The sequence below is a fragment of the Kitasatospora purpeofusca genome (assembly GCF_036010405.1).
Taxonomy (GTDB): domain Bacteria; phylum Actinomycetota; class Actinomycetes; order Streptomycetales; family Streptomycetaceae; genus Kitasatospora; species Kitasatospora purpeofusca.
The window spans coordinates 9,226,052-9,248,074 of the sequence record NZ_CP108561.1 but is presented as its reverse complement, the minus strand read 5'-3'; the positions used below and the strand labels follow the sequence as shown (position 1 = coordinate 9,248,074).

Annotated in this window: 16 protein-coding genes; 11 read left to right on the top strand and 5 right to left on the bottom strand. The window is 73.4% G+C overall.

Going from position 1 to position 22,023, the window contains the following annotated elements; genetic code table 11:
- Positions 1 to 162 precede the first annotated feature (162 nt).
- The 3 genes from OG715_RS40225 to OG715_RS40215 form a co-directional block, all read right to left on the bottom strand.
- Positions 163 to 900, bottom strand: coding sequence for a class I SAM-dependent methyltransferase (locus OG715_RS40225; RefSeq protein ID WP_266272245.1), 738 nt, complete (start codon positions 898 to 900; stop codon positions 163 to 165).
- Between the two features lie 308 nt (positions 901 to 1,208).
- Positions 1,209 to 2,234 (bottom strand): substrate-binding domain-containing protein, encoded by a 1,026-nt coding sequence (locus OG715_RS40220; protein WP_266272247.1) that lies wholly within the window; start codon positions 2,232 to 2,234, stop codon positions 1,209 to 1,211.
- A gap of 241 nt (positions 2,235 to 2,475) precedes the next feature.
- Entirely contained in the window at positions 2,476 to 4,491 is a 2,016-nt protein-coding gene (locus tag OG715_RS40215) for a hypothetical protein (RefSeq protein ID WP_266272248.1), read from the bottom strand.
- Between the two features lie 826 nt (positions 4,492 to 5,317).
- On the opposite strand from OG715_RS40215, the gene OG715_RS40210 reads away from it, so the two are divergent.
- The 11 genes from OG715_RS40210 to OG715_RS40160 all read left to right on the top strand — a co-directional run bounded on the left by OG715_RS40210 (position 5,318) and on the right by OG715_RS40160 (position 18,309).
- Entirely contained in the window at positions 5,318 to 6,541 is a 1,224-nt protein-coding gene (locus tag OG715_RS40210; RefSeq protein WP_266272249.1) for a hydroxymethylcytosylglucuronate/cytosylglucuronate synthase, read from the top strand.
- A 90-nt stretch (positions 6,542 to 6,631) separates the two neighbouring features.
- Positions 6,632 to 7,633 (top strand): cytosylglucuronate decarboxylase, encoded by a 1,002-nt coding sequence (gene blsE, locus OG715_RS40205; RefSeq protein WP_266272250.1) that lies wholly within the window; start codon positions 6,632 to 6,634, stop codon positions 7,631 to 7,633.
- Positions 7,621 to 8,526: a CGA synthase-related protein gene (gene blsF, locus OG715_RS40200; protein WP_266272251.1), complete on the top strand. Its 906-nt coding sequence runs from the start codon at positions 7,621 to 7,623 to the stop codon at positions 8,524 to 8,526. Before blsE ends, blsF begins: the two co-directional genes overlap by 13 nt.
- Before the next feature lie 108 nt (positions 8,527 to 8,634).
- Positions 8,635 to 9,807 (top strand): arginine 2,3-aminomutase, encoded by a 1,173-nt coding sequence (gene blsG, locus OG715_RS40195; protein WP_266272252.1) that lies wholly within the window; start codon positions 8,635 to 8,637, stop codon positions 9,805 to 9,807.
- A complete protein-coding gene (locus OG715_RS40190) occupies positions 9,804 to 10,982 on the top strand; it encodes a DegT/DnrJ/EryC1/StrS family aminotransferase (RefSeq protein WP_266272253.1) in 1,179 nt (392 codons plus the stop codon). Before blsG ends, OG715_RS40190 begins: the two co-directional genes overlap by 4 nt.
- Positions 10,979 to 12,325 carry an ATP-grasp domain-containing protein gene (locus OG715_RS40185; protein ID WP_266272255.1) on the top strand — a complete coding sequence of 449 codons (1,347 nt, stop codon included), beginning with the start codon at positions 10,979 to 10,981 and terminating at the stop codon, positions 12,323 to 12,325. The genes OG715_RS40190 and OG715_RS40185 overlap by 4 nt, the downstream gene beginning before the upstream one ends.
- 5 nt (positions 12,326 to 12,330) lie before the next feature.
- Positions 12,331 to 13,575, top strand: a complete 1,245-nt coding sequence (locus tag OG715_RS40180; RefSeq protein WP_266272257.1) for an MFS transporter — start codon at positions 12,331 to 12,333, stop codon at positions 13,573 to 13,575.
- A 119-nt stretch (positions 13,576 to 13,694) separates the two neighbouring features.
- Positions 13,695 to 15,602, top strand: coding sequence for a hypothetical protein (locus OG715_RS40175; protein WP_266272259.1), 1,908 nt, complete (start codon positions 13,695 to 13,697; stop codon positions 15,600 to 15,602).
- 38 nt (positions 15,603 to 15,640) lie between these two features.
- The gene (locus tag OG715_RS40170; RefSeq protein WP_266272260.1) at positions 15,641 to 16,273 is read left to right on the top strand and encodes a class I SAM-dependent methyltransferase; all 633 of its coding nucleotides are present in this window, start codon (positions 15,641 to 15,643) and stop codon (positions 16,271 to 16,273) included.
- Positions 16,274 to 16,278: 5 nt separating this feature from the next.
- Positions 16,279 to 16,809, top strand: a complete 531-nt coding sequence (locus OG715_RS40165; protein WP_266272261.1) for a nucleoside 2-deoxyribosyltransferase — start codon at positions 16,279 to 16,281, stop codon at positions 16,807 to 16,809.
- Between the two features lie 72 nt (positions 16,810 to 16,881).
- Positions 16,882 to 18,309, top strand: coding sequence for a M1 family metallopeptidase (locus tag OG715_RS40160; protein ID WP_266272262.1), 1,428 nt, complete (start codon positions 16,882 to 16,884; stop codon positions 18,307 to 18,309).
- Between the two features lie 127 nt (positions 18,310 to 18,436).
- On the opposite strand, the gene OG715_RS40155 is transcribed toward OG715_RS40160, so the two are convergent.
- Together OG715_RS40155 and OG715_RS40150 are read right to left on the bottom strand one after the other, a co-directional pair.
- Positions 18,437 to 20,755 carry a M9 family metallopeptidase gene (locus OG715_RS40155; protein WP_266272263.1) on the bottom strand — a complete coding sequence of 773 codons (2,319 nt, stop codon included), beginning with the start codon at positions 20,753 to 20,755 and terminating at the stop codon, positions 18,437 to 18,439.
- A 340-nt stretch (positions 20,756 to 21,095) separates the two neighbouring features.
- Positions 21,096 to 21,947 carry a LysR family transcriptional regulator gene (locus tag OG715_RS40150; RefSeq protein WP_266272264.1) on the bottom strand — a complete coding sequence of 284 codons (852 nt, stop codon included), beginning with the start codon at positions 21,945 to 21,947 and terminating at the stop codon, positions 21,096 to 21,098.
- Positions 21,948 to 22,023 lie beyond the last annotated feature (76 nt).

Sequence of the window (22,023 nt, the reverse complement as noted above, 5' to 3'; positions counted from 1 at the left end):
GCGGACCGGTGACACCTACCGCCGCCCGAGCGCAGACGGCGCTCCCAGCCAGGCGGCAGCACGACACCGGGCGGCTCCTGAGCCGGACCGGACCGCACGGCCCCGCCCTCCGGGCAGCCATTGCGCCACCTCAGTGCCAGGTGGCGCCAGGCACGGCACACCTCAGGCGCCGCCGCCCTCCTGCGCGCCCACCAGCAGCCACCGCGCCGGCAACTCGATCCGCCCGCCGTCCGCGGTGAACTCCGTGGTGGCCAGCGGCATGTCACCGGAGTCCAGGACCGCCAGCCCGGCCGCGCCCAACAGCTCCGCGAAAGCCCCGTCGGCCACCTCGGCGGGAGCCAGCCCGTGGGCGAACACCGGGCGCAGCTTCGGCGGCGGCCCCGCCGGGCCACCGGCAAGGTCCGCCAGGAACCGCTTGGCCGCCTCGGCCAGCTCGACCACGAACGCCCGGCCGCGACGCCCGGCCAGCACCGCGACGGCCTCGGCGACCGGCCCCCGGTCGGCCGGATCGCTCTGGTGGATCACCCCGCGCAGGTAGAGGTTGACGTCGCCGAGGCGGTCGTGGAGCGCGCGGACGGCTCCGGCGTCGGTGGCGTCCAGCCGGGCGTACTCGGCCAGTCCGGCCGGGTCGTTCCGCCGGGCCAGCTCCACGGCGGCCTCCGACAGGTCGACCCCGAGCACCCGGCCGAACCGTCCGGCCAGGAAACGCGTCTGCGTCCCGCTGCCGCAGCCGAGGTCGACCACCGGCAGCTCCGGGTCGGTCAGCCCCGGCCGGAACAGCGCGAGGTGGCGCTCCGCCACCAGGGCCGCCTCCGCGTCCCAGATCACCGCCCCGGGCTCGTCCGGCGCATCCCGCCAGAACCCCTCCCAGGCACCCAGGTACCGACTCGTCACAGTCACGACGGAGACCTCCTAGCGTCACCCACAGTGGCCGCAATGTATCCGCCGGTCGCCGTCCCCGGTGGCCGCACCGGTACGGGGAGGCCGCGGGGCCGGGCAACACTCACCCCTGTGGGTGAGGACACGTCGTACGGGGTTGACCAGTACGACGAACGGAAGCCGCGCTGGGGCGATGGCGCGGAGACGGTACGGGCACGGGCACGGCGGTGCGATGCGTGCGGTCCGGTCCGCGGGTCGCCGGACCGGACTCGTCGGCCGGACCGGGTGGCCGGAGGGAGGTCGCCGCCGCCCCTCCGGCCGCGGTGGGGTCAGGTGTTGGTGATGCTGCCGCAGTTGGCGATCGGGACGAAGCCGTAGGCGACGATCACGGCGGGGTGGGCACAGATCCAGCCCTGCGGCCCGAAGACACTCCGCAGGGCGATGCCGTGGGCGTTGGCACCGGTGTACTCGGCGGAACGGAAGATGTGCCACAGCAGTCGGCCGTAGTGCGACCCGAGGAACGGCGCGTTGATGTTCTGCGCGGCGTCGACGGGCGGGATCCCGTTGATGCCGCGTACGGTCAGCGGGCCGGGCGACTCCACCGCCGTGCCGTGGCCCCGGTACACCTGGTCGATGTAGACGCCCACCGAGTAGGGGAACACCACGTCGATGTCGTCGAGCGCCGGGTCGGTGCCGCGGTCGTTGCGCGGTCCGGCGGTCACGCAGGCGCCGGGGACGATCGCCGTACCGCCGCCGAGGGCCTTCAGGAAGGCGACCCGGGTGTCCGAGGACGGCGGCGGCAGATACGGCTTGATGGTGGCGTTGGCGAGGGACGGGTCGATCTGCAGCCAGTTGGTGGCCGTGCATTCGTAGACGGCCCTGAGCTGGGCACCGCTGAGGTCGGCCGGCGCGTGACCGCCCGCCTTGGCCGACCAGGAGACGGCGTCCTTGGCGAACGGCACGAAGGAGTACGGCTTGGGATCGCCCGGCGACACGCCGCGCGAGGAGCGGGCGAAGTCCAGCGTGGCGATCGTGGTGGCGATCAGCGCGCTGAAGCCCGGCCCGGAGCCGTCGGGCCGGTTGATCGCCAGTGCGCCGGTCTTGGGGACGATCGGGTTGAGGCCGGTCACGTCCCAGCTGTAGAGCCTCGGCAGGCCGGCCATGACGGCCGCGTTGTAGTCGACGGAGGTCCGGTTCATGAACTGCTGGGTGGTGTCGACGCCGACGCCCACCAGGTCGGTGGCGGCCGGCACGACGCCGGCCGGCGGGTCGGCCACCGCTGCCGGCGCCACCACGGCGACCGCGCGGACGGCGGCCGCGAAGCCCGTCGCCACGCGGGCAAGTATCGAACGCATCGAAGATCCCCTCCTGGGTACCGTCCCTCCGGCCGGACCGGCCGGGGGTGCGGTCATCCTCGATCGCGGCCCCGGCCTCGGACAATGCCGATAGTCCCGCAACTCCTGCCCGAAACATCCGAGTTGAGCGTGGTCGACCTGCTCGTGCCGTCCGAACGGGCGACGGTGGGCGCGCCGAGGATTCTTCCCCCGGCCACCCGGCGGCGGACGGCGGACCGACCACCGCCGGGTGGCCGACGGGTCAGGCGAGCTTCTGGCAGAGCAGCGCGTACGGCCGCGCCGCCCAGAGCTGCCACCAGGGCTGGCTGTAGGCCACGCCGGCGACGAACTCGTCGTCCGCGCACTGGCCCTTGCCGAAGCCGTAGGCGAAGTCGCCGCCGCCGGCCACCGCCGGACGGTTGTCACCCTTGTCGAACCACAGGGTGCGGCTCGCCGTGCCGAGCGGGGTGGCGGACTTGGCGCAGAGCACGCCGAGCGTCCGGCCGTTGCGGCTGTAGCCGGAGACGAAGGAGCCGGCGGGGCACTGCGCCTTGGTGTAGCCCGGCGCCCAGTCGGTGGTCACGTACGTCCCGCCGTGGTCGACGGCATGACCGCGGTTCGCTTCCCAGAGGTTCGCGCGGGTCACGTCGCCGCACAGGCCGTTGTCGCTGCCGTGGGCGAGGCCCAGCAGCCGGGTGCCGTCGGGGCAGGAGGCCTTGAGTGCCTGGGGGTCCCAGTCCGGCCGGGTCCGCAGGTAGGCGGACTGGTTGTCGTCGATCAGGCCCGCGCTGAGCGTGGTCCAGTTCACCAGCGGCACCGGGGACTGCCCGGCGCTCCAGGACGTGATCGGCCACTCGCGGTGGAAGGCGAGGAACGGCAGGTCCTGTTCGAGGATCGGGGTGCCCAGGACGACGAGGCGGGCCATCAGCGCCCCGTTGATGTCGAGTCCGCCGTAGAGGGCGAGCGTGCCGTTGACCTCCGGCTCGGGGTGGGTGGCGTCCAGGAGCACCGAACCGTTCACCGCCACCCGCAGGTACGGCTCGATGGACGCCTTCACGCCGACCGTGTCGTAGAGGGCGACGGAGGCTTCGGCGAGCAGTCCGGCCTTCGCCGTGGCGGAGCCCCGGAGGTCGAGGCGCAGCGGGGAGACGGTGGAGGTGCCGGGGTCGGTGGTGGTGGTCCAGCCCGGGCCCTTGACGTAGTCGGAGTGGACGCCCCAGGTGCCGTCGTACGCCTGCTCCGCGTCGAGCGTGACGGTGCCGTCGGCACTGATGTCGGCGTAGAGGGTGAAGGCCAGATTGATCACCACGGGCAGCACGCCGACCATGACCACCGGGCTGGCGCTGTACGAGGCCAGGGCGATCCGGACCGGGCCGGTGCTGCCGGTGAGGGCGGCGCTGACGTGCCAGTCGGCATGGGCGCCCAGGGTGAAGCCGATCCGGGCCTGCTGCGGGTCGATCAGGCCGAGGCCGCCCCGGTAGGAGAAGTCGACGGCCGGGTGGAGTTCGACCGAGCCGGAGAACCTGGCCGAGGAGCCGCCCGGCAGCGGGACGGTGGCGTCGGCGCTGAGCCCGAGGCCGCCGGAGACCGAGCCGCTGCCGGAGGTCGGGCCGAGGTCGGTGGTGACCTGGAGGCCGCTGATCCACGGCTTGACCTCGAAGGCGGCGGGGCTTATCGCACTGTGCAGGTCGGCGCTGGTCGCGCCGAGCAGTTCGGGGAGGGTCGCCGGGCGGGTGGTGACGGCCACCGTGCCGTCGGCGGCCGGCTGGACGCCGGTGACGGCGACCAGTGCGCCGTGCGGGGCGGCCGGAGTGGGCGGGCTGTCGATCAGCTGGCCGGGCTGGACGGCGGCCGCGGCGGACTCACTCGGGGGCGCTGCCGCCCTGGCCGCTCCCTCGGCGGGCTCCGCACCGGCCGGGGCGAGTACGGCGGTGCCGGCCTTCGGGTCGTAGGAGGAGAGTGCGAGCGCCGGGGCCGAGGTGGTGGTGGCGGGCGCGCTGCCCTGCGCCGGCCTGACCACGGTGGCCTCGGAGGTGGTGCCGGTGGCCGGCGGGGCCAGCGTCGTGGGCACCTCGGGGGTGCCGGGAGCGCCCGGGGTGCCGGGAGTGCCGGGGGTGCCCGGGGTGCCGGGCGCTTCGGCGCGGGCGGTCACGGTGGTGGTGGGGGCGGTGGTCGCCGAGCCGGCCGCGGTGGCCGAGGTCGCGCCCAGGATGCTGCCGCAGAGGAGGAGCACGGTCGTTGTCGCGGCGGCTGACAGCGTCAGCTTGCGCACGGTCACGTGGAGGGTCCCTTCGTGTCAACGGTGCGGTGGTGGTGCCGACTTGTGGTCGGTCAGGTCGCCGGTGGCTCCGGCAGCCGGGAAACTAGCAGGCGGCGGAGGGCGTCTCTTGGTGCTATGTGACGTTTCACAGGTCGCGATCATCAAGATGTCATGTCCCCGCCGTTGAAGCTTTGCTCCGTGCTCGCCGCCCCGGGGGCCGGGGCGGCCGACCGTCACGGCCGGCCGGTCGACCCCGGTGGCCGCCCCGGTCGGGGAGGGCGCGAACGGCGGACCGCCGACCGCAGGTCCGTGGACGGCGGGACCGTGGACGGCGGGACCGGTCGCATCGTGATTCCCCTCGGCAGGCGGCGCGCACGGAAGTCGGGCACACGGGAGTCGGGCACACGGGAGTCGCACGCGCGGGCCGTTCAGCCGGACGGCGCGAACTCGACACCGCGCGCTCCTTCACTGAACTCGCGCGCCCCGAGGGCGACAAGCCGCCCGCCGGGGGCGCTCGGGGGCGCGACGGGAGCACTCGCGCGAAGCGCGCGAGACCGCCCGCGGCTGCGACTGCGCCGCCCCGGACGCGGCCCGCCCCCACCGGCGGCACCCCCGGACAGGTCGCGGGAGGCGCCTCCGCACGCCGGGCGGCCGCAGGAGGTGCCGAGGATTCAACGGCCGTACGTCAACACGGCGATGACGAACTTCACCTGCCGGGGTGGAGTAGCTGCCGAATCCGTCAGTGGGCCAACCATCCTGTCCTGTCGGGGTGCTAAGACTACGAAGCATGCGCGACAGGGCGCGGTGGTCGACCGGGACGGGCCGGCGGGAGGAGGCGGGGCGGATGCGGGTGAGTGGAGAGAGCGGTACGAGCGGGGAGAGCCGGACGGTTGCCGTGGCCGGGGTTGATTTCGGCTGGGGCAGCTCCGGGAAGCTGAGTGCGGTACTGACCGCCCTGCAGGCCGGCGGCGAGCGGTCCAGGTTCGTCGGGCTGGCCTCGGGGCTGGGTCGGCCGGTGCTGGCGGGCTCGCCCGTGGAGCGCTGGTTCGACCTGCCGGAGGCGGAGCCGGAGCGGGGGCCGGAGCTGGCACGGATCGTGCGGGAGCAGCGGGTCGCGGCGGCGCTGGTGGTACTGGACGGCGGGCTCGCACGGGCACTCGGTGACTGCGGGGTCCCGGTGGTCTTCGTGGACAGCCTGCCGTTCCTCTGGACCGAGGGTGACCGCGCCGAACTCCCCCTGGACGCCGAGGTCTACTGCGCGCAGCGGTGCGTCGACCTGCCGCCGGAGTGCACCGGGGTGCTGGCCGACGTGCGGCGGCTGCGCTGGGTGGACGCGGTGATCGCCGGGGGCGGGGCCGACCGGCGCGCCGCTCCCGGGCGGCGTCCGCGCCGGGCCCTGGTCAGCCTGGGCGGGCTGCGCGCACCCCAGCTGGACGACTGGGCGAGCTATCCGCAGCTGGTGCTGCCCGCCGCGCTGGAGGCACTGGCCGCGTCCGGGTTCGACGAGGTCCATGTCGCCGGGAACCTCCCGGCCTGGCTGGCCGGGCAGTTGGTGGACTCCTGTCCGGTGCCGGCGGCCACCACGGTCGGCGCGCTCGCCCACGAGGACTTCCTCCACCGCCTCGCCGAGTGCGACGTGCTGCTCGCCTCCCCCGGTCTGACCACGCTGCTGGAGGCCGGTCGACTGGCCGTGCCGACGGTCTGCCTGCCGCCGCAGAACCTCAGCCAGATCTTCAACGGCCGTTTCTACGAGCGGGCCGTGGGCGGCGGGTCGCGGGTGGTCTGGCCGAAGGAGGTGTTCGCCGAGGACGAGGCGCTGGCCCTGCGGGTCGGCGGCGAGGGGCGCGCGCTCGACCTGATCTACGGCGGCATCGCCCGCGCCGCCCAGCAGCACCGGCGCGCCACCTCCGCCGCGGTGCGGGGCCTGGTCGCCGAGGCGCTGGGCCGGGTGGAGCGGGAGCCCGGCACCGACTGGGGCGCGCTCACGGCCGAGGTCGGCACCGGGGGCGCGGCCCAGGTCGCCGAGGCACTGGTCGAAGTGCTGGGGGCCACCGGCCCCGCCCGCTGATCCGCCCCCACCTGTCCGACCTGCCCCACCTTTCCTGGCTGTCCTAGCTGTCCTAGCTGTCCGACCACCGTCTTCGACGAAAGGGTCCGGGTGTCCGCCACCACGCCAACGCGCGCTCGCTACCTGTTCATCCGCATCCTCGAAGCCTGCAACGCCGACTGCTTCATGTGCGACTTCGCACTCTCCCGCGACACCTTCCGCTTCTCCCGCTCCGACTTCGCCGAGCTGCTGCCCCAGGCCAGGGCCGCCGGGGTGGGGTACGTCCGCTTCACCGGCGGCGAGCCGCTGATGCACCCCGATGTCGTGGAGCTGGTGCGGGCCGGCGCCGGGGCGGGCATGCGGATGTCGCTGATCACCAACGGCTCGATGCTGCCGAAGCTGGTGAAGGACCTCGCGGCGGCCGGTCTGGCCCAGGTGATCGTCAGTCTGGACGGCGCGTCGGCGGCCACCCACGACACCTACCGCCGCTCCCCCGGGATGTTCGACGCCGGACTGCGCGGCCTGCGGCTGGCCGACGAGCTGGGGGTGCTGCCGCGCGTCAACACCGTCGTCGGGCCGCACAACTACACCGAGATGCCGGAGCTGCGGCGGGTGCTGACGGAGGCCGGGGTGCGGCAGTGGGAGCTGTCCGCGCTCAAGCTGGACCGCTCGATCCGCTACCCCGACCCCGACCATGTGCGGGCGGTCTGCGACCCGCTCTACACGGCCGGTCCGCAGAGCGGGCTCGTCCCGATGGGCAAGCGCTTCTACGGCGACACCCCGGAGGAGCAGTGGCGCTACTTCGAGGAGTCGACCCCGCCCCGAGCCTCGCTTCCGCTCTGCCACGTCACCGACGACGTGATCTACATCGACGGGCGGCGCGGCCGGATGCACGCCTGCAGCTGCATCCCGCACCGGGAGGACGCCGACGGCCCCGGGGGCGCGCCGATCCGCGAGAACGGCGTACTGCTGCTGGACACCCCGGCCTTCCGGGAGCACGTCGACCACTTCCGCGAGCAGGGCCCGAGGGTGTGCAGCGGCTGCTCGACCACGGCGGCGGGCTACAGCGACGACGTGGCCCGGCTCGGGGAGGTGGAACCGTGGCGGTACTGACCACCGCACCGGCGGTGCCGACCACCGGCCCGACGGTACTGCTCGCCTGCCGCGAGCAGCAGTTGGACTCCGTGCTCGCGCTGCGCCGGGTGGCCGCCCACCTGGGCGACCTGCCCCGATCGACCGACAACGGGCACGCGCTGCCGGGCCAGACCCTGCCCGGCGCCGCGCTGGTCTGCGACGAGGAGGCGACGACCGCGCGCCTCGCCCGGCTCGGGGTTCCGGTGCTGCACCTGCGCTCGGCCCCCGGTGCCGCCCCGCTCCCCGCCGACCGGATGCTCAGCCGCGCCCAGTGGCCCGGCTGGCTGGAGCACCCGGCGGGCGATCGGCCCACCGGGCTGCTGGCGCCGGCCCGGCTGAGCCGTCGGCGGGAGCGGCACGGCACCCTGCTGCTGCTCTCGTTCTGGGACGTGCCGCCGCCCGAGGCCGAGGCCTTCGCCACCGGGCCACTGTCCGCGCTGGTCCGGGAGGCCGTCCGCCGCACCGGTTCCTGCACGGTGGTCGGGGACACCGGGCTCGACCCGGTCCGCGAGGCCACCGCCGGCCTGCCCGGGGTGACGGTCGACGCGGCGGCGGAGGCCGACGCCGACGAACTGCACGCCCGCGCCGAACTCCTGCTCGCCTCACCGACGTGGGGGGCCGTCGCGCTGGCCCAGGCCCGGCGCGCACCGCTCGTCTTCCTCCCGGCACTCGGCACCGCCCAGCGGGAGCTCGCCGAGCGGGTCACCCGCCTCGTCCGGGTGCCCAGCGCCGCCGACCCCACCGATCCCGCGCTCTGGCAGCCGTCGTCGGCCGAGGAGCAGTGGGGGGCCGTCGGCCCCGGGCTCGACGATCTGCGCGGCGCGCAGGGCGTCGCCCGCACCCTCCGGCAACTCCTGCTCGCGCCCCCGTAGTCGCCACCCGGCCACCCCCGCCACCCCCACTCCGCTCCCCGCCGCGGTCGCCATGCCGGCCGCGCCCACCGCCGTCGCCCGACGTCCCCCCTCGTACGGAGCCGCGCCATGTCCCACGCCGCCCCCACCGACCGCGAAGACACCACCGGACCGCCCCCGGCCAGGCCCGCCCCGGAGCCGGCCGAGTGGGACGACTGGCGCTGGCACATGCGCAAGCGTGTCAACACCGTCGAGAAGGCCCGGCAGTGGATCAACCTCACCGAGAGCGAGGAGCGGGCCATCGCCGGGGTCGCCGGCCGCTACCGCTGGAGCATCACCCCGTACTACGCCTCGCTGATGGACCCCGACGACCCGCACTGCCCGGTCCGCCAGCAGGCCGTGCCCGCCGCCGAGGAACTGCTGGAGTTCCCCGGCGCCGAGGTCGACCCGGTCGGGGACACCCTCTACCGGCGCACCAACCGGGTGGTGCACAAGTACCCGGACCGGGTGATCCTGCTCGTCACCGAGGCCTGCCCGGTCTACTGCCGGCACTGCACCCGCAAGTTCCACACCACCGACCTCCAGGGCAGCTACTTCCGGGACGACGAGGGCGGCGCCTACGACGAGGACCTCCGCTACATCGCCGAGCACCCGGAGATCCGGGACGTGCTGCTCACCGGCGGCGACCCGCTCTCCTACCAGGACGGCCGGCTGGAGGAGATCGTCGCCGGACTGCGCGCCATCCCCAGCGTGGAGATCATCCGGATCGGCTCGCGCTTCCCGGTGCTGCTGCCGCAGCGGATCACCGAGGAGCTCTGCACGATGCTCTCCCGCTACCACCCGGTGTGGCTGAACACCCACTTCAACCACCCCAAGGAGATCACCCCCGAGTCGGCCGCCGCCGTGGACCGGCTGCTGCGCCACGGCATCCCGGTCGGCAACCAGACCGTGCTGCTGCGCGGGATCAACGACGACGTCCCGACCATGCGCCGGCTGATGACCGAACTGCTGCGCATCCGGGTCCGCCCGTACTACCTGTACCACTGCGACAACGTCACCGGTGTCGCGCACTTCATGACCTCCGTCGAGAAGGGCTGGGAGATCATGGAGGGCCTCCAGGGCCACATCACCGGGTTCGGCGTCCCGCAGTACGTCCTCACCACGAAGATCGGCAAGATCCCGGTCTCCCGCCCCTCCTTCACCGAGACGCCCGACGGCGGTCTGCTGCTGCGCAACTTCCGCGGTCAGCAGCTGCTCGTCGACGCCACGACGCACCCGATCACGGAGACGGACGCCCGATGACCCTCCACCAGCGGCAAGGCCAGCGCTTCCTCCCCTACGGCGCCAACTACCTCGACTGGTCCGACATGGCGGAGCTCAAGGAGGTGATCGACCACCAGGTGCTGTTCCGCTACCAGACCGAGCAGGAGAGCATGGCCTCCCGGCTGGAGCGCCGGGTGGGCGAGCGGCTCGGCGTCGCCCACACCCTGGCCGTGCACAACTGCACGGAGGCGCTGCGGCTGGCGCTGATCTCCACCCGCCCCTCGATCGGCGACCCGGTGTACATCCCGGCCGTCACCTTCGTCGCGGTGGCCGGAGCGGTGCTGTCCTGCGGGCTGATCCCGGTGCTGGTCGACGCCGACGAGTCGCTCGCCCTGGACCGGACCCTGCTGCCGCCGGACGCCCGGCGGGTGATCGTGGCCCACATGGAGGGCTCGGTGGCCACCCTGCCGGAGGGCGTGCCCTACCTGATCGAGGACTGCGCGCAGACCCTCGGCGGGCGGTTCCCGGACGGCCGGGAGGTCGGCACGGCGGGTTACGCCGGGGTGTTCAGCTTCCACCACAACAAGGTGCTCACCTCCGGGGAGGGCGGCCTCGTCGTCACGGGCGACGACCGGGCCGGGGCCACCATGCGCTGCTACCACGACCACGGCTCGGCGCGGGTGCCCGGCCACTACCCGACCTGGAACCAGGACGCCCACTACGGCGAGAACTTCGTCACCAGCGAGGAGGTCGCGGCCGTCCAGTGCCAGCAGTTCCGGCACCTGGACGAGGTGCTGGCCGGGCTGGAGCGGATGTACGCGCTCGCCCTGGCCGAGCTGCCCGGCCGCACGGACATCCGGCCGCTGCCGCGCGCCCGCGGCGACGTCAAGGTGAGCATGCGCCTGCGCTGCGAGTCCCGGGAGCTGCGGGACGCCGCCGTGGCGGCCCTCACCGCCGAGGGCATCGCGCACTGGACACTCGGCAAGTACCTGCTGCCCGAGCACCCGGTGCTCACCGGCCGCCGCTCGCTGTACGCCGACGGCTTCCCGTGGAACCACGCGCCCGAGGGGCCGCTCCAGCTCAGCCGGGACGGCTTCGCCCGCACCCGCGACCTGCTGGACCGCACCCTGTGCCTGCCGCTCTCCCCCGAACTCCCGGAGGCCGATCAGGCGGCCGCGGTCAAGACGATCCGCCGCGTCCTGGAGGCGGTGTGAGCGGCACCGGCCCGGTGCTGCTCATGGTGGACGACCGGCCGTCCACCTTCACCCGGTACGCGGCCCGCACGCTCCCCGAGCACCTCGTACTCCTGCGCTTCGAGGAGCTGCGCGCCGACCTCTCCGAGGAGCATCTGCGCCGCACCGCCCACCTGCCCGCCTTCTGGGTACGGTCCGGGGAGCCGCTGGAGCGGGAGGCGGAGCGCTACCGCGCCTGGGCCGCCGCCGAACTCCCCGTCGTGCCCGAGCGGTTCTGCAACCCCTCCGAGCCGCGGCAGGCGCTCGCCCAGCGCTTCGCCGCCCTCGCCGGGCTGCCGCACCTGACCGAGCGGCAGGTGGCCTGGGTGCGGGACAAGGCCGCGATGAAACAGCGATTCCGCGAACTCGGGCTGCGCACCGCCGCGTTCACCCGGGTCCGGGATGCCCCCGGGATCACGGCCTTCGCCGCCGAGTACGGCTGGCCGCTGGTGCTCAAGCCGGTGGACTCCTTCGCCTGCGTGGACACCCATCGACTGGACGGCCCCGAGGCGCTGTCCGGCCTCGACCTCACAGCCCGGGCGTGGATGGTGGAGGAGTTCCTCGGCGGCACCGAGTGGGAGGTGTGCGCGGTCGTCCACCGGGGCGAGGTGCTGGACGCCTGGCCGAGCGCGATGCCCTGCCGCCCGCTGGACATCGTCGACGGGGCGATGAACGCCAACATCAGCGTGGGCACCGACGAGGCGCCGCCGGTGGACCTGCGCGCGCTGCTGCAGACCGTCGTCACCGGCATGGACATCGACCACGGCTACGCGCACATGGAGTTCTTCCTCGTCGACGGCGAACTGTACGCCGGCGAGATCGGTCTGCGGCTGGCCGGCTGCGAGATCCCGGCCAACCACGGGCACGCGTACGGCTTCGACGTCTTCGGGGCCACCCTGGACGTCTACCGGGGGCTCGCACCTGATCTGAGCTATCGTCAGAGACAGTGTGCGGGCGATCTGTTGCTGCCTCTTCGCGGCTCCGGGACGGTCCGCCGGATCACCCCGGCGGAGGAGCTGCTGCGTGTCCCCGGGGTGGTCGAGGCCGTTCTCAAGGTCGGGGTCGGCGACACCGTCTCCGCCCGGCGCGCCTCGCACAACGCCTCGGGGTACGTCCATGTGGTCGGGGCCTCGATCGAGGAGGTGGAGCGGCGGATGCGCGACGTGCTCGGCGCCTTCGTGATCGATCTGGCACCCGTGACCGACCTCGCCCCGGTGATCGACCTGACCGCCGCGATCGATCCGGCGCCCACGGTCGACCTGACCGGCGTGATCGACCTGACCGCCGCGATCGATCCGGCCCCCGCCCGGGAAGGAGCCCGTTGAACGAGGTGAGCACCTCCACCCCGGACCGGGACACCCTGGCCCACCGCTTCGGCACGCTGCTGCGCCGCCCGCACGTGCCCGCGGTGGCGGGGTGGAGCCTGGTCTGCCGGCTGCCGGTCTACCTGATGTCGCTGGCCACCGTGCTGGTGGTCCGCGAGCAGGGCGGCAGCTTCGCCCAGGCGGGCCTGGCCAGCGCGCTCTACACCGCCGGGATGGCGGTCGGCGGGCCGCTGGTCGCCCGGCGGCTGGACCGCGCCGGACGGCGGCCCGTGCTGCTCGCCACCGGTCTGTGCTACCCGGCGGCGCTCGCCGCGCTGGCCTGGACCACCCGGCCCGGCACCTGGGGACAGCTGGCCGCCGCCACCGCCGCCGGCATCGCCCTGCCGCCGGCCAACGCCTGTATGCGCTCGCTCTGGGCCCGGCTGCCGCTGGCCGACACCGAGCGGGACACCGCCTACCTCTGGGAGGCGATCCTCACCGAGGTCCTGGTGATCGGGGCGCCGCTGATGCTGGCCGCCCTGATGCTGACCGGCTCGGCCGCGCTGGCCGTCACCGCCGTGGCCGCGCTCGGCGGCGCCGGGGCGCTGGGGCTGGCCCTGGTCCGGCTCCCACCGGGGACGGACCCCGACCCCGGCACCGAACGGCGCGACCTGCTCGGGCCGCTGCGCAACCCGCCGATGCTGGCGCTCACCGCCGTCATGGCGGCCAGCGCCGTGCCGATCGGGCTGCTCACCCTCGGCATCCCGGCCTTCGTCGCGGCGCACGGCTCCCCCGGCGGCACCGGCCTCGTGTACGCCTGCTGGGGCGTCGGCAGCGCGCTGGGCGCGGTCTGGCTCGGGCGCTCGCAGTCCGACGTCCCGGCCGCGGTGCGCTTCCCGCGACTGGTACTCGCCTACGCGCTGGGGACGGGCCTGACGCTGGCGGCCACCTCGCAGCCGCTGCTCGCCCTCGCCCTGGCCGTCGGCGGCGCGCCGATCGCGCTGGTGTCGGCCGTCGAGATGACCCTGGTCGGTGCGGTGGCACCGAACGGCTCGCTGGCGGAGGCGTTCACCTGGGCCTCGCTGGCCACCGTGCTCGGCGACGCGGTGGGCCAGCAGGTCGGCGGGCTGCTGGTGGAACCGCTCGGCGCCCGCGGGGTGTTCGCCGTCGCCTTCGCCGTCGCGCTGGGCGCCGCCGTCCTGGCCTTCGCCGTCCGCCCGCTGCTCGACCGGGGCACCTCGGCCGCGACCGCCGCGGAGTACGCCGTGTGACCCGCCGCCCAGCGCTCGCCCCGCCCCCGCCCCCGTCCCCGTCCCCGTGCCGCCCGCCGCCCGCCTGCCCGCCGCCCGTGCCACCCACCACTCCCCTCCCGTCCACGAGGTCACCGACGATGAAGCCCGAAGGCCCGCTGTTCCGGCCCGTCAAGCTCACCCAATTCCCCTCGGCCGTCAAGGAGTTCCTGGCCGCTCGGGACGCCCCCCAGCACCCGCGCCCGGACACCGCAACCGGACTGGCCCCCGGTTCCGTCGGTTCCGTCGGTTCCCCCGGTGCCCTCGGGGTGCCGGTCCCGGTCGACGGCCGCGCGGACCTGACGCAGAGCCTCGGCCTCGCCGAGCAGCTGTACGACGTCCTCCACCGCCCCCGGCCGCTCGACCTCGGCATCCTCCTCGGCGCCGACCGGCTCCCGGACGGCCTCGCCGAGCTGGCCGGACCGCTGGCCGCCGAGTGGCTGCCCGAGGAACGGCTCGTCGACACGGCAGCCCTCCTCCGCGACCACCCGGGCAGCCTGCTGCTGGTCGGCTGCTACGACCGGCTCACCCTCGACCCGGTGCGCTCCCTGCTGTTCGCCACCTACCGCAGCCGCACCCACGCCCTGACCCTGCTGAGCGGGCGCGACACCGCCTCGCTCGCCTGGAGCGTCGCCAAGCAGTACGCCCGCCCGGCGGCCGCGGTCGGGGCCGTCGGGCTGTTCACCGACACCGACCGGCCGCCGCACCTGCCCGGCGTCCAGGTCCACGACGACCGGGACTTCGAACGGGTCGACATCCAGGCCGCGATCCTCGGCACCCGCTGGCGCAAGGTCGCCTTCCAGGGCCACGGCAAGGACGACAGCGTCAACCTGGGCGAGTTCACCATCTGCGGCCTCAGCCCGGCCGCCGAGGCCCGGCCCGGGCTGCTCGGCCCGCGCTGCTCCTACGGGCTGCCCTGCTACAAGCCCGAGGACAAGCTCGTCCCGCTGCACCGGGTGCCGGCCGTCGAGGTGGTGCTCAGCGCCTGCAACAGCGGCCCGCTGGCCGACCTCGCGCTGTACGACCCGAAGTACCAGCTGCTGCTCAACGCGCTGGACGGCCCGGCCCGCACCGTGGTCGCCGCCGTCTCGGTGCACGACTCCGACCGGCCCGAGAACGTCGCCTGGATGCGCGCGGCCCTCACCGGCGGCGACACCGTGGACACCCTCAACGCCAGCCTGGCCGGTTCGCACCCGTACCCGGCGTTCCTGCGGTTCGGCCTGCCGGACAGCACCGCGCCCGCGCCGGAGCCGGCCGACCACCGGCCCGACCCGCTGCTGCTCACCGTCGGCCGCCGACTGAACGCCCTGCTCGGTTCCGAACTCCTGCCGCACAACCACGCCCTGCGGCCCCGGCTGACCAAGCTGGCCCGGAAGGTCGACCTCTGGGTGGCCCGGCCCACCCATCTCGCCGACCAGTCCGCCGCCGAGATCCAGGCCTCGCTGACCGCCGACCTGCAGTCCCTCGACCATGTGCTGGCCGGGCAGGTCGCCTCGGACCCCGAGGACGAGCTGATGAACTACCCGGCGCACTTCGGCGACCGCAGTTCGCTGGACCCCGAGGTGCGCGAGGTGACCTGCCACTGCGGGCGCCCGGCCCAGGAGTTCACCCGGCGCGGCCTGCTCCCGCAGGTCCTCGACACCGTCTGCGCCGTCTGCATGCGGTGCGGGGACGTCACCTTCCGGCTGCCGGAGGCACCCTCGCTGCTCGCCCACAGCGCCGACGAGGTCCGGCAGGGCGGCGTCCTGGAGGTGCGCGCCGAACTCACCGCCGCCCGCACCGGCCCCGTCCGGCTCGGCCTGTTCGTCCCCAGCTACCTGCGCGCGGACGCCACGGTCGAGCCCGAGCACGCCAAGGTCCGCGCCGTCGGCGGCCGGCCGACGGACGTCGCGTTCCGGGTCCGCTTCGACCCGGCCACCGCCCCGCAGGCCTACTACTTCACCGTGTTCGCCGTCCAGGACCTCGCCGTCTCCACGGCCCGCCGCCACTTCGGCGTCCTGCCCGGCTGACCCGCCCCCCGACCGCACACCCCGAGGACACCACAACCATGACCAGCACGAGTATCAAGCCCGACGCCAAGCCGGACATCAAGCTCATCGAGCAGAACGGCGAGGTGACCCTCAGCATCGGCGGCGAGCAGGCCATGCAGGCCTGGGAGCGCGACCTCATGTGGGCGAGCGCCGACCTGCTCTGCGAGTACGGCCAGGACTTCTACGAGGTCGGGCTCGGCCTCGGCCTGTCCGCCCTGCGGATCGCGCAGAACCCGGCCACCCGCCACCACACCGTGCTGGAGCTCTTCGACGAGGTCGAGGACCTCTTCCGGGCCCGGCACCCCCAGGTGCCCGACAACCTCACCGTCGAGCGCGGGGACTTCTTCCGGCGGATCTTCGAGCTGCCCTCGGAGAGCATCGACGGGATCTTCTTCGACCCGGCCCTGGACATGGAGGTGTGGACCGACGCCGAGCTGTGGGCCCGCACCGTGCCCGAGGTGGTCCGGGTGCTGCGCCCGGGCGGGGTGTTCATCCCCTTCTTCAGCACCAAGCCCGAGCTGCGCTGGCAGTACACCCCGCACTTCCGCTCGATCCGGGTCGAGCGCCACCCGTACACCGCCTACGACACCACCGAGTACACCCACGGCACCAGCGGTGACGCCTACATCCAGTGCTTCCTCAAGGACTGAGCGACATGAGCGACATGACCACCCAGCACGCCGCCCACCTCGCCGACCTGCCCCGGACCCTGTTCCTGGCCGGGCCGTTCATCCAGCTGCTCGACCCCGAGACCGGCGAGATGCCGCCGGGTGCCCGGGAGCCCTTCGACCTGCTGATCAAGCACTTCGAGTCGCAGGGCGTCGCCGTGCACAACGCCCACCGCCGGGAGGCCTGGGGCGCCGAACTGATGCGCCCCGAGCAGTGCACCGCGCTCGACCAGGAGGAGATCCGCAAGGCGGAGATCTTCGTCGCCCTGCCCGGTTCCCCGGCCTCCCCGGGCACGCACATCGAGATCGGCTGGGCCAGCGCCTTCGGCAAACCCATCGTGCTGCTGCTCGAACGCGGCCGGGAGTACACCTTCCTGGTCCAGGGGCTGCACACGGTGGCGGAGGTGGAGGAGGTGGTCTACACCGACCTCGCCGCCTCGCTGCCCGCCGTCGACCGCGCCGTCCAGCGGGTCCTGGCCCGGCATCGGGGCACCGCCCGACCGGCCCGACCCGTCTGACCTGCCGCACCCGCCTGCCGCACCCACCCACCCGGGACCACCAGCCGCCGCCGACAGGAGCCACGACGACCGATGCGACGCCGCCACGGCCCGCCCGCCCCGAACGCCGTCCCCGCGGTCCTCGCCGTACTCGCCGTGCTCGCCGTGCTCCTGTCGGTGGTGGCCGCCGCCCCGCCGGGCGGCCACCCCGGCAGCCACCACCCCGACCACCACCCCGGCAGCCACCACCCCACCCGGTCCCGTACGCCCGACGACGCCCCCCGGACCCCGGCGGTCGTCACCCACACCGTGACGCTGCGCAGCGATGCGACCGGTGCCACCTGGCAGGGGCACCAGCGGGTGGGCTTCACCCAGGTCGCGCCGGAGCCGCTGTCCGCCGTGTACCTGCGGCTCTGGGGGAACGCCCGCGGCGGGTGCGCGGCGCCCGCCGTCAGGCTGACGGGCATCACCGGCACGGCCACGGCGGACTGCACCGCGCTTGAGGTGCCGCTGCCCCGACCGCTGCGCCAGGGCGAGTCCGGCACCCTCGACTTCGAGTTGTCCGTCGACGTCCCCGAGGGCCTCGACCGCTTCGGGCGCGACGGCGCGTACACCATCCTCGGCAACGCCCTGCCGACGCTCGCCGTCCTGGACGGCGACGGCTGGCACCTCGATCCGTACACCCGCAACGGCGAGTCCTTCTACTCCCTCGCGGCCGACTACTCCGTCACCCTGGACCATCCCTCCGGCCTGCTGGTCCCCGCCACCGGCAGCGCCGTGGACACGCCCGCCGACCCGGGCCGGACCCTCACCACCGTCGCCGCGCACCAGGTCCGCGACTTCGCCTGGGCCGCCGGCCCGTTCACCCGGCTCACGGGCCGGTCGGCGGACGGCGTGCGGATCGGCGTGTTCGCGGCCCCCGACGTCACCGCCGAGGAGGCGGGCCGGATGCTGGAGCTCGCGCGCACGGCGATCGACGCGCACTCCGCCCGCTTCGGCGCCTACCCGTACGGCGAGTTGGCCGTCGTCCTCGACAACGCCTTCTGGTTCAGCGGCATGGAGTACCCGGGCTTCGTCCTCGACCGGGTCAAACCCTCGGCGCTGGTCCACGAACTGGCGCACCAGTGGTGGTACGGCATCGTCGGCGACGACCAGTACCGCGCGCCGTGGCTGGACGAGTCCTTCAGCGAGTACGCCACCGACCTCGTCCTCGGCGGGACGGACAAGGACTGTGCGGCCGCCGCACGTTGGGAGTCCGAGGACGAGCGGCTGACCTCGCCGATGAGCCACTGGGACGCGCACCCCGAGCGGTACGAGGCGGTCGTCTACGACCACGGCTCCTGCGCCCTGCGGGAGCTGGGCCGGCTGCTGGGCGAGGACACGATGGCCGCACTGCTGCGCGACTACGCCCGGGCCCACTGGTACGGCGTCTCGACCACCGCCGCGTTCAAGGCCGCCGCCCGGGCGGTCTCCCCGGTCGACCTCGCCCCGTTCTGGCAGGAGCACCGGATCGACGGCTGAGCACCGAACCGGACGGAACCGCCCCGGCCGGCGGCCGGGGCGGTCCGTACTGGATCAGTACTCGATTACTGGATCAGCACTGGGTCCGACCGGGGCCGGGCGCGCGCGGCGCCCGGCCGGGAGGGGATCAGAGCTCGCTGGTGACGCTCACCCCGCTGAAGCCCTGCTGGGCGTACAGGCTGAAGAAGACGTAACCGGCCTGGGGGTTGGTGACGGTGAGGGACTCGGAGTTGTCCGGGCCCGCCGAGCGGGTGACGTACGAGTTGGTGTACGCCCAGCCGTACGGGTTGTAGTAGAGCTCACCGTTGCCGGTGCCGCCGCTGCTGGTGACCCGGATCTGGCGGGTGCCCGCCGGCACCCAGAGGTAGAAGTGCGCGTAGTTGCCGGTGGTCGCCGACAGGTTGCTCCGGACGCAGTTGCTGTCGAGCTTGCGGAGGTCGCCGCCCGCGCACTCGCTCAGCCTGGGGAAGCTCGGGGTGTTCTTGCACTCGCCGGCCGCGCAGGCGTTCAGCCAGCTGTCGAAGTCGGCGTCGTACCGGGTGCCGATGGTCGTCTTGAGGAGGGTACGGGAGCCGGCCCAGTCGCCCTTGCGGTATAGGGCGAGGAGGCTGTCCACGTCCGGCCGGTGGCGCTCCAGCATGTAGCGGACGGCGAGGTAGCCCCAGCGGTAGGTGCGGTCCTCGTTCTGGTAGTAATTGTCGAAGAGGTCGCTCAGGCGGTAGGTGTGCTGGGCGGCCGCCTCGATGGCCTTGGTGTTCACGACCTTGAGGTAGGAGTCGGCGACGACCTCGGCGAGGCCCTCGGTCCACCACGCGACGAAGAAGGCGTCGGCCGCCAGGAAGTCGCCGTACATGTTGAAGCGGGCATCCAGGTAGTGGGTGTACTCGTGGTTGAGGTTCCAGATCGAGAAGCCCGGTTCACCCCAGGTCTTCTCGTAAGCGACGAACCGCGCCTTGTTGCCGGCCTTGGCCGGGTCGCCCTCCAGGTACATGCCGCCGTTGCTGGTGGAGTTGCCGAACATGACCGGGGAGAGCAGGTCGTACTCTTCGTACCTATTGAAGACGACGACGTCGATGGTGCTGTTGCGGTCGTCAGCGACCGGGCCGTTGTCCCGTGCCACGGCATGGAAGTAGGCGTCCTGTCCGTTCAGGCTGGTGCAGGTGCTGTCCAGCTGGTCCGGGGTCATGGCCTCGGCGAGGATACGGATGCTCGGGCTGCACTGCTTGACGTTCGTCAGGTAGGCGGCCTGGAAGAGCTCCGCGTCCTGGCAGGTGCCGTAGTAGGCGCAGTTCGCCTGGTCGTAGGCGCGCACGCCGACCGCGGCCGCCGCGCGCTGGTTCCGGGTGGGGCCGGTGACCGAGAACTTCGCGCTGAGCGCCTTGAGGTACGGCTGCACCCGAGGGAGGAACTCGGGGTAGTACATGAACCGGCTCAGTTCCTTGATCGAGTTGGTGAGCACGGGGTCGTAGGTGCCGCCGGCGTGGACGAGGGCGCGGTTGGCGAAGGCCGCCACCAGGTCGATCAGAACCGGGTCGGCCTGGAGCTCCTCGCGGAACTTCGGGTCCCGGCTCTCGATGCCTCGGAAGAGCACCAGGAAGGCCGGGTTGAGCCCCCACATCAGGTTGTCCTTGTCCCACGCGCTGCTGTTGTAGGCGGTGAGCAGGAGCTTGGCGATCGGCAGGTAGGTGACCGGCTCGCGGGTGACGTCGGCAAGTATGGCCGCCTTCGCCAGCGGGCCGGCGTTCTCGGCGGTGGTGTCCAGCGCGTGCGAGTTGGCGAAGAAGGCCGTCACACCGGGGAGGATCGCCTTCGGGACCTCCTTGCTGTACTCGCCGACCACCGAGGGGTAGGCCCACTGCACGGCGTAACCGGCCTGGTAGTAGTACATCAACTGCTCGACGGAGCCGCTGTTGTTGCCCTGGTAGGCGACGGCGGCCTCATGGACGGCAGCAGCCACCGTGAGCATCTGGGACCCGCGGAAGGCGGCGGCCGCGTAGCGGGGCTCGATCCTGAACAGGCTGTCGATGCAGTCCACGCTCACGGACTTGATGAGCCTGATCAGCTCCGCGCCCGTCCGCCCGAAGTCGGTCGGGTTGCACGCCACTGCTTCGGCCGACCCGTCACCGGCGGCCGCGCCCGGGCCGGACGACTTGGCCGCCGGCTGCTGGGCGGACCAGGGGGCGAAGTCGTTGCGGGGCCTGTTGTCGGCCGACGCGAGGTTCCCGTTGTGCGCGGCGGGTACCGCGGCGGGATCGTCGGACTTCAGGACCTTCTCCACACCGGGCGGCGGGAGCTCGCCGGACGGAGCCGTGCGGGCTCCTGCGGCCTCCCGGGCGGCCGGCGGTACGGCCAGGGGGGACACGGCGACGGGTGCGGCCTGCCCGAGTGGGGCGAACAGACCGATCGTCAGGACCAGGGAGAGCGCAAGCGTTAACAGTCTTGCCAACTGCCGAAGGTGCGACAGACGTGCGGTTCTCACGTGGGGGCCTCCGGGCCTTGATTCGGTCGCGTTGGGGACGTGACCGGTGGAGGTGAGGACCAAAGGGCGACGGTTCCTTGATGGGGCTCCGTCGCGACCGGTGGGGAGCGGTGATCAGTACCATGGCACATGTCACATCTCCTCTGGAAGCCCTTTGCCGCCACTCCGTTCGGCCCGGAACGTTCCGCACCGGGACCATGACGATCCGTCATCATCGCTGCTGTGCAACAGAGTTCAACAATCCAGGAATCAACATCCGACCTGGCGACGAGCTGTCACCGAAACCCGAAACCCCGACGACGAACCGTCAGACCCCGTACACAGCCGCGGCGGTGCGCACGAAGGAGCGGACCAACGGATTCGGGTCCCCCGCGTTCCAGGCCGCCAGCACCCGGCTCGGCGGCATGTCGGCCACCGGCACGACGGCCAACCCGGGGGGCGGCTCGTGCCCGAGCGGAGCCATCCCGACCGTGCCGTTCCAGAGCACCGCCTGCCGGCACTCCTGGACGGCGCGGACGACCGGACCCTGTCGGCGCTCACCGCCGTTCCAGTACGCCTGCCAGCGCGGATCGGTGCCCTCCGGGAACTGGAACCACCGCCGCTCCGCCAGGTCCGCCAGCCGCAGCCGCGCGCGGCCGGCCAGCGGATCGTCGGCGCGCAGCACCGCCCCCACCGGGTCGGCCCGCAACTCGCGCACGGCCAGGCCGGTCTCCTCGAACGGGCCTCGGGTCAGCGCCACGTCCACCAGACCGGCGCGCAGCCCGCAGGTCGGATCGGTCAGATCGGTCTCGCGGACGCGGACCTCCACCTCGGGGAAGCTCCGCCGGTAGGCGGCGGCCAGCCGGTTCACCCCCAGGTCGGAGCTGTCGGCCAGGATGCCGACGGTCAGCGATGCCGGGCCGGCGGCCGAGGCGACCCGGGCGCGGACCCGTTCGGCCCGGTCCAGCAGTTCCCGCGCTTCCGTCAGCAGGGTCTCCCCGGCCGGGGTGAGCGTGGTCCCGGTGGCCGAGCGGTTCAGCAGGACGGCCCCGAGCTCGCTCTCCAACTGCCGGATCGCACGGCTCAGCGGCGGCTGGCTCATGTGCAGCCTGGCGGCGGCCCGGCCGAAGTGGAGTTCCTCGCCGACCGCGACGAAATAGCGCAGCGTCCGCAGCTCCATACCCGCAACGATACCCGCGCGGTATCGACCGCCACAGAACGGGTCTTGGACGGACGACCCGCCCCGGCGGTGAAAT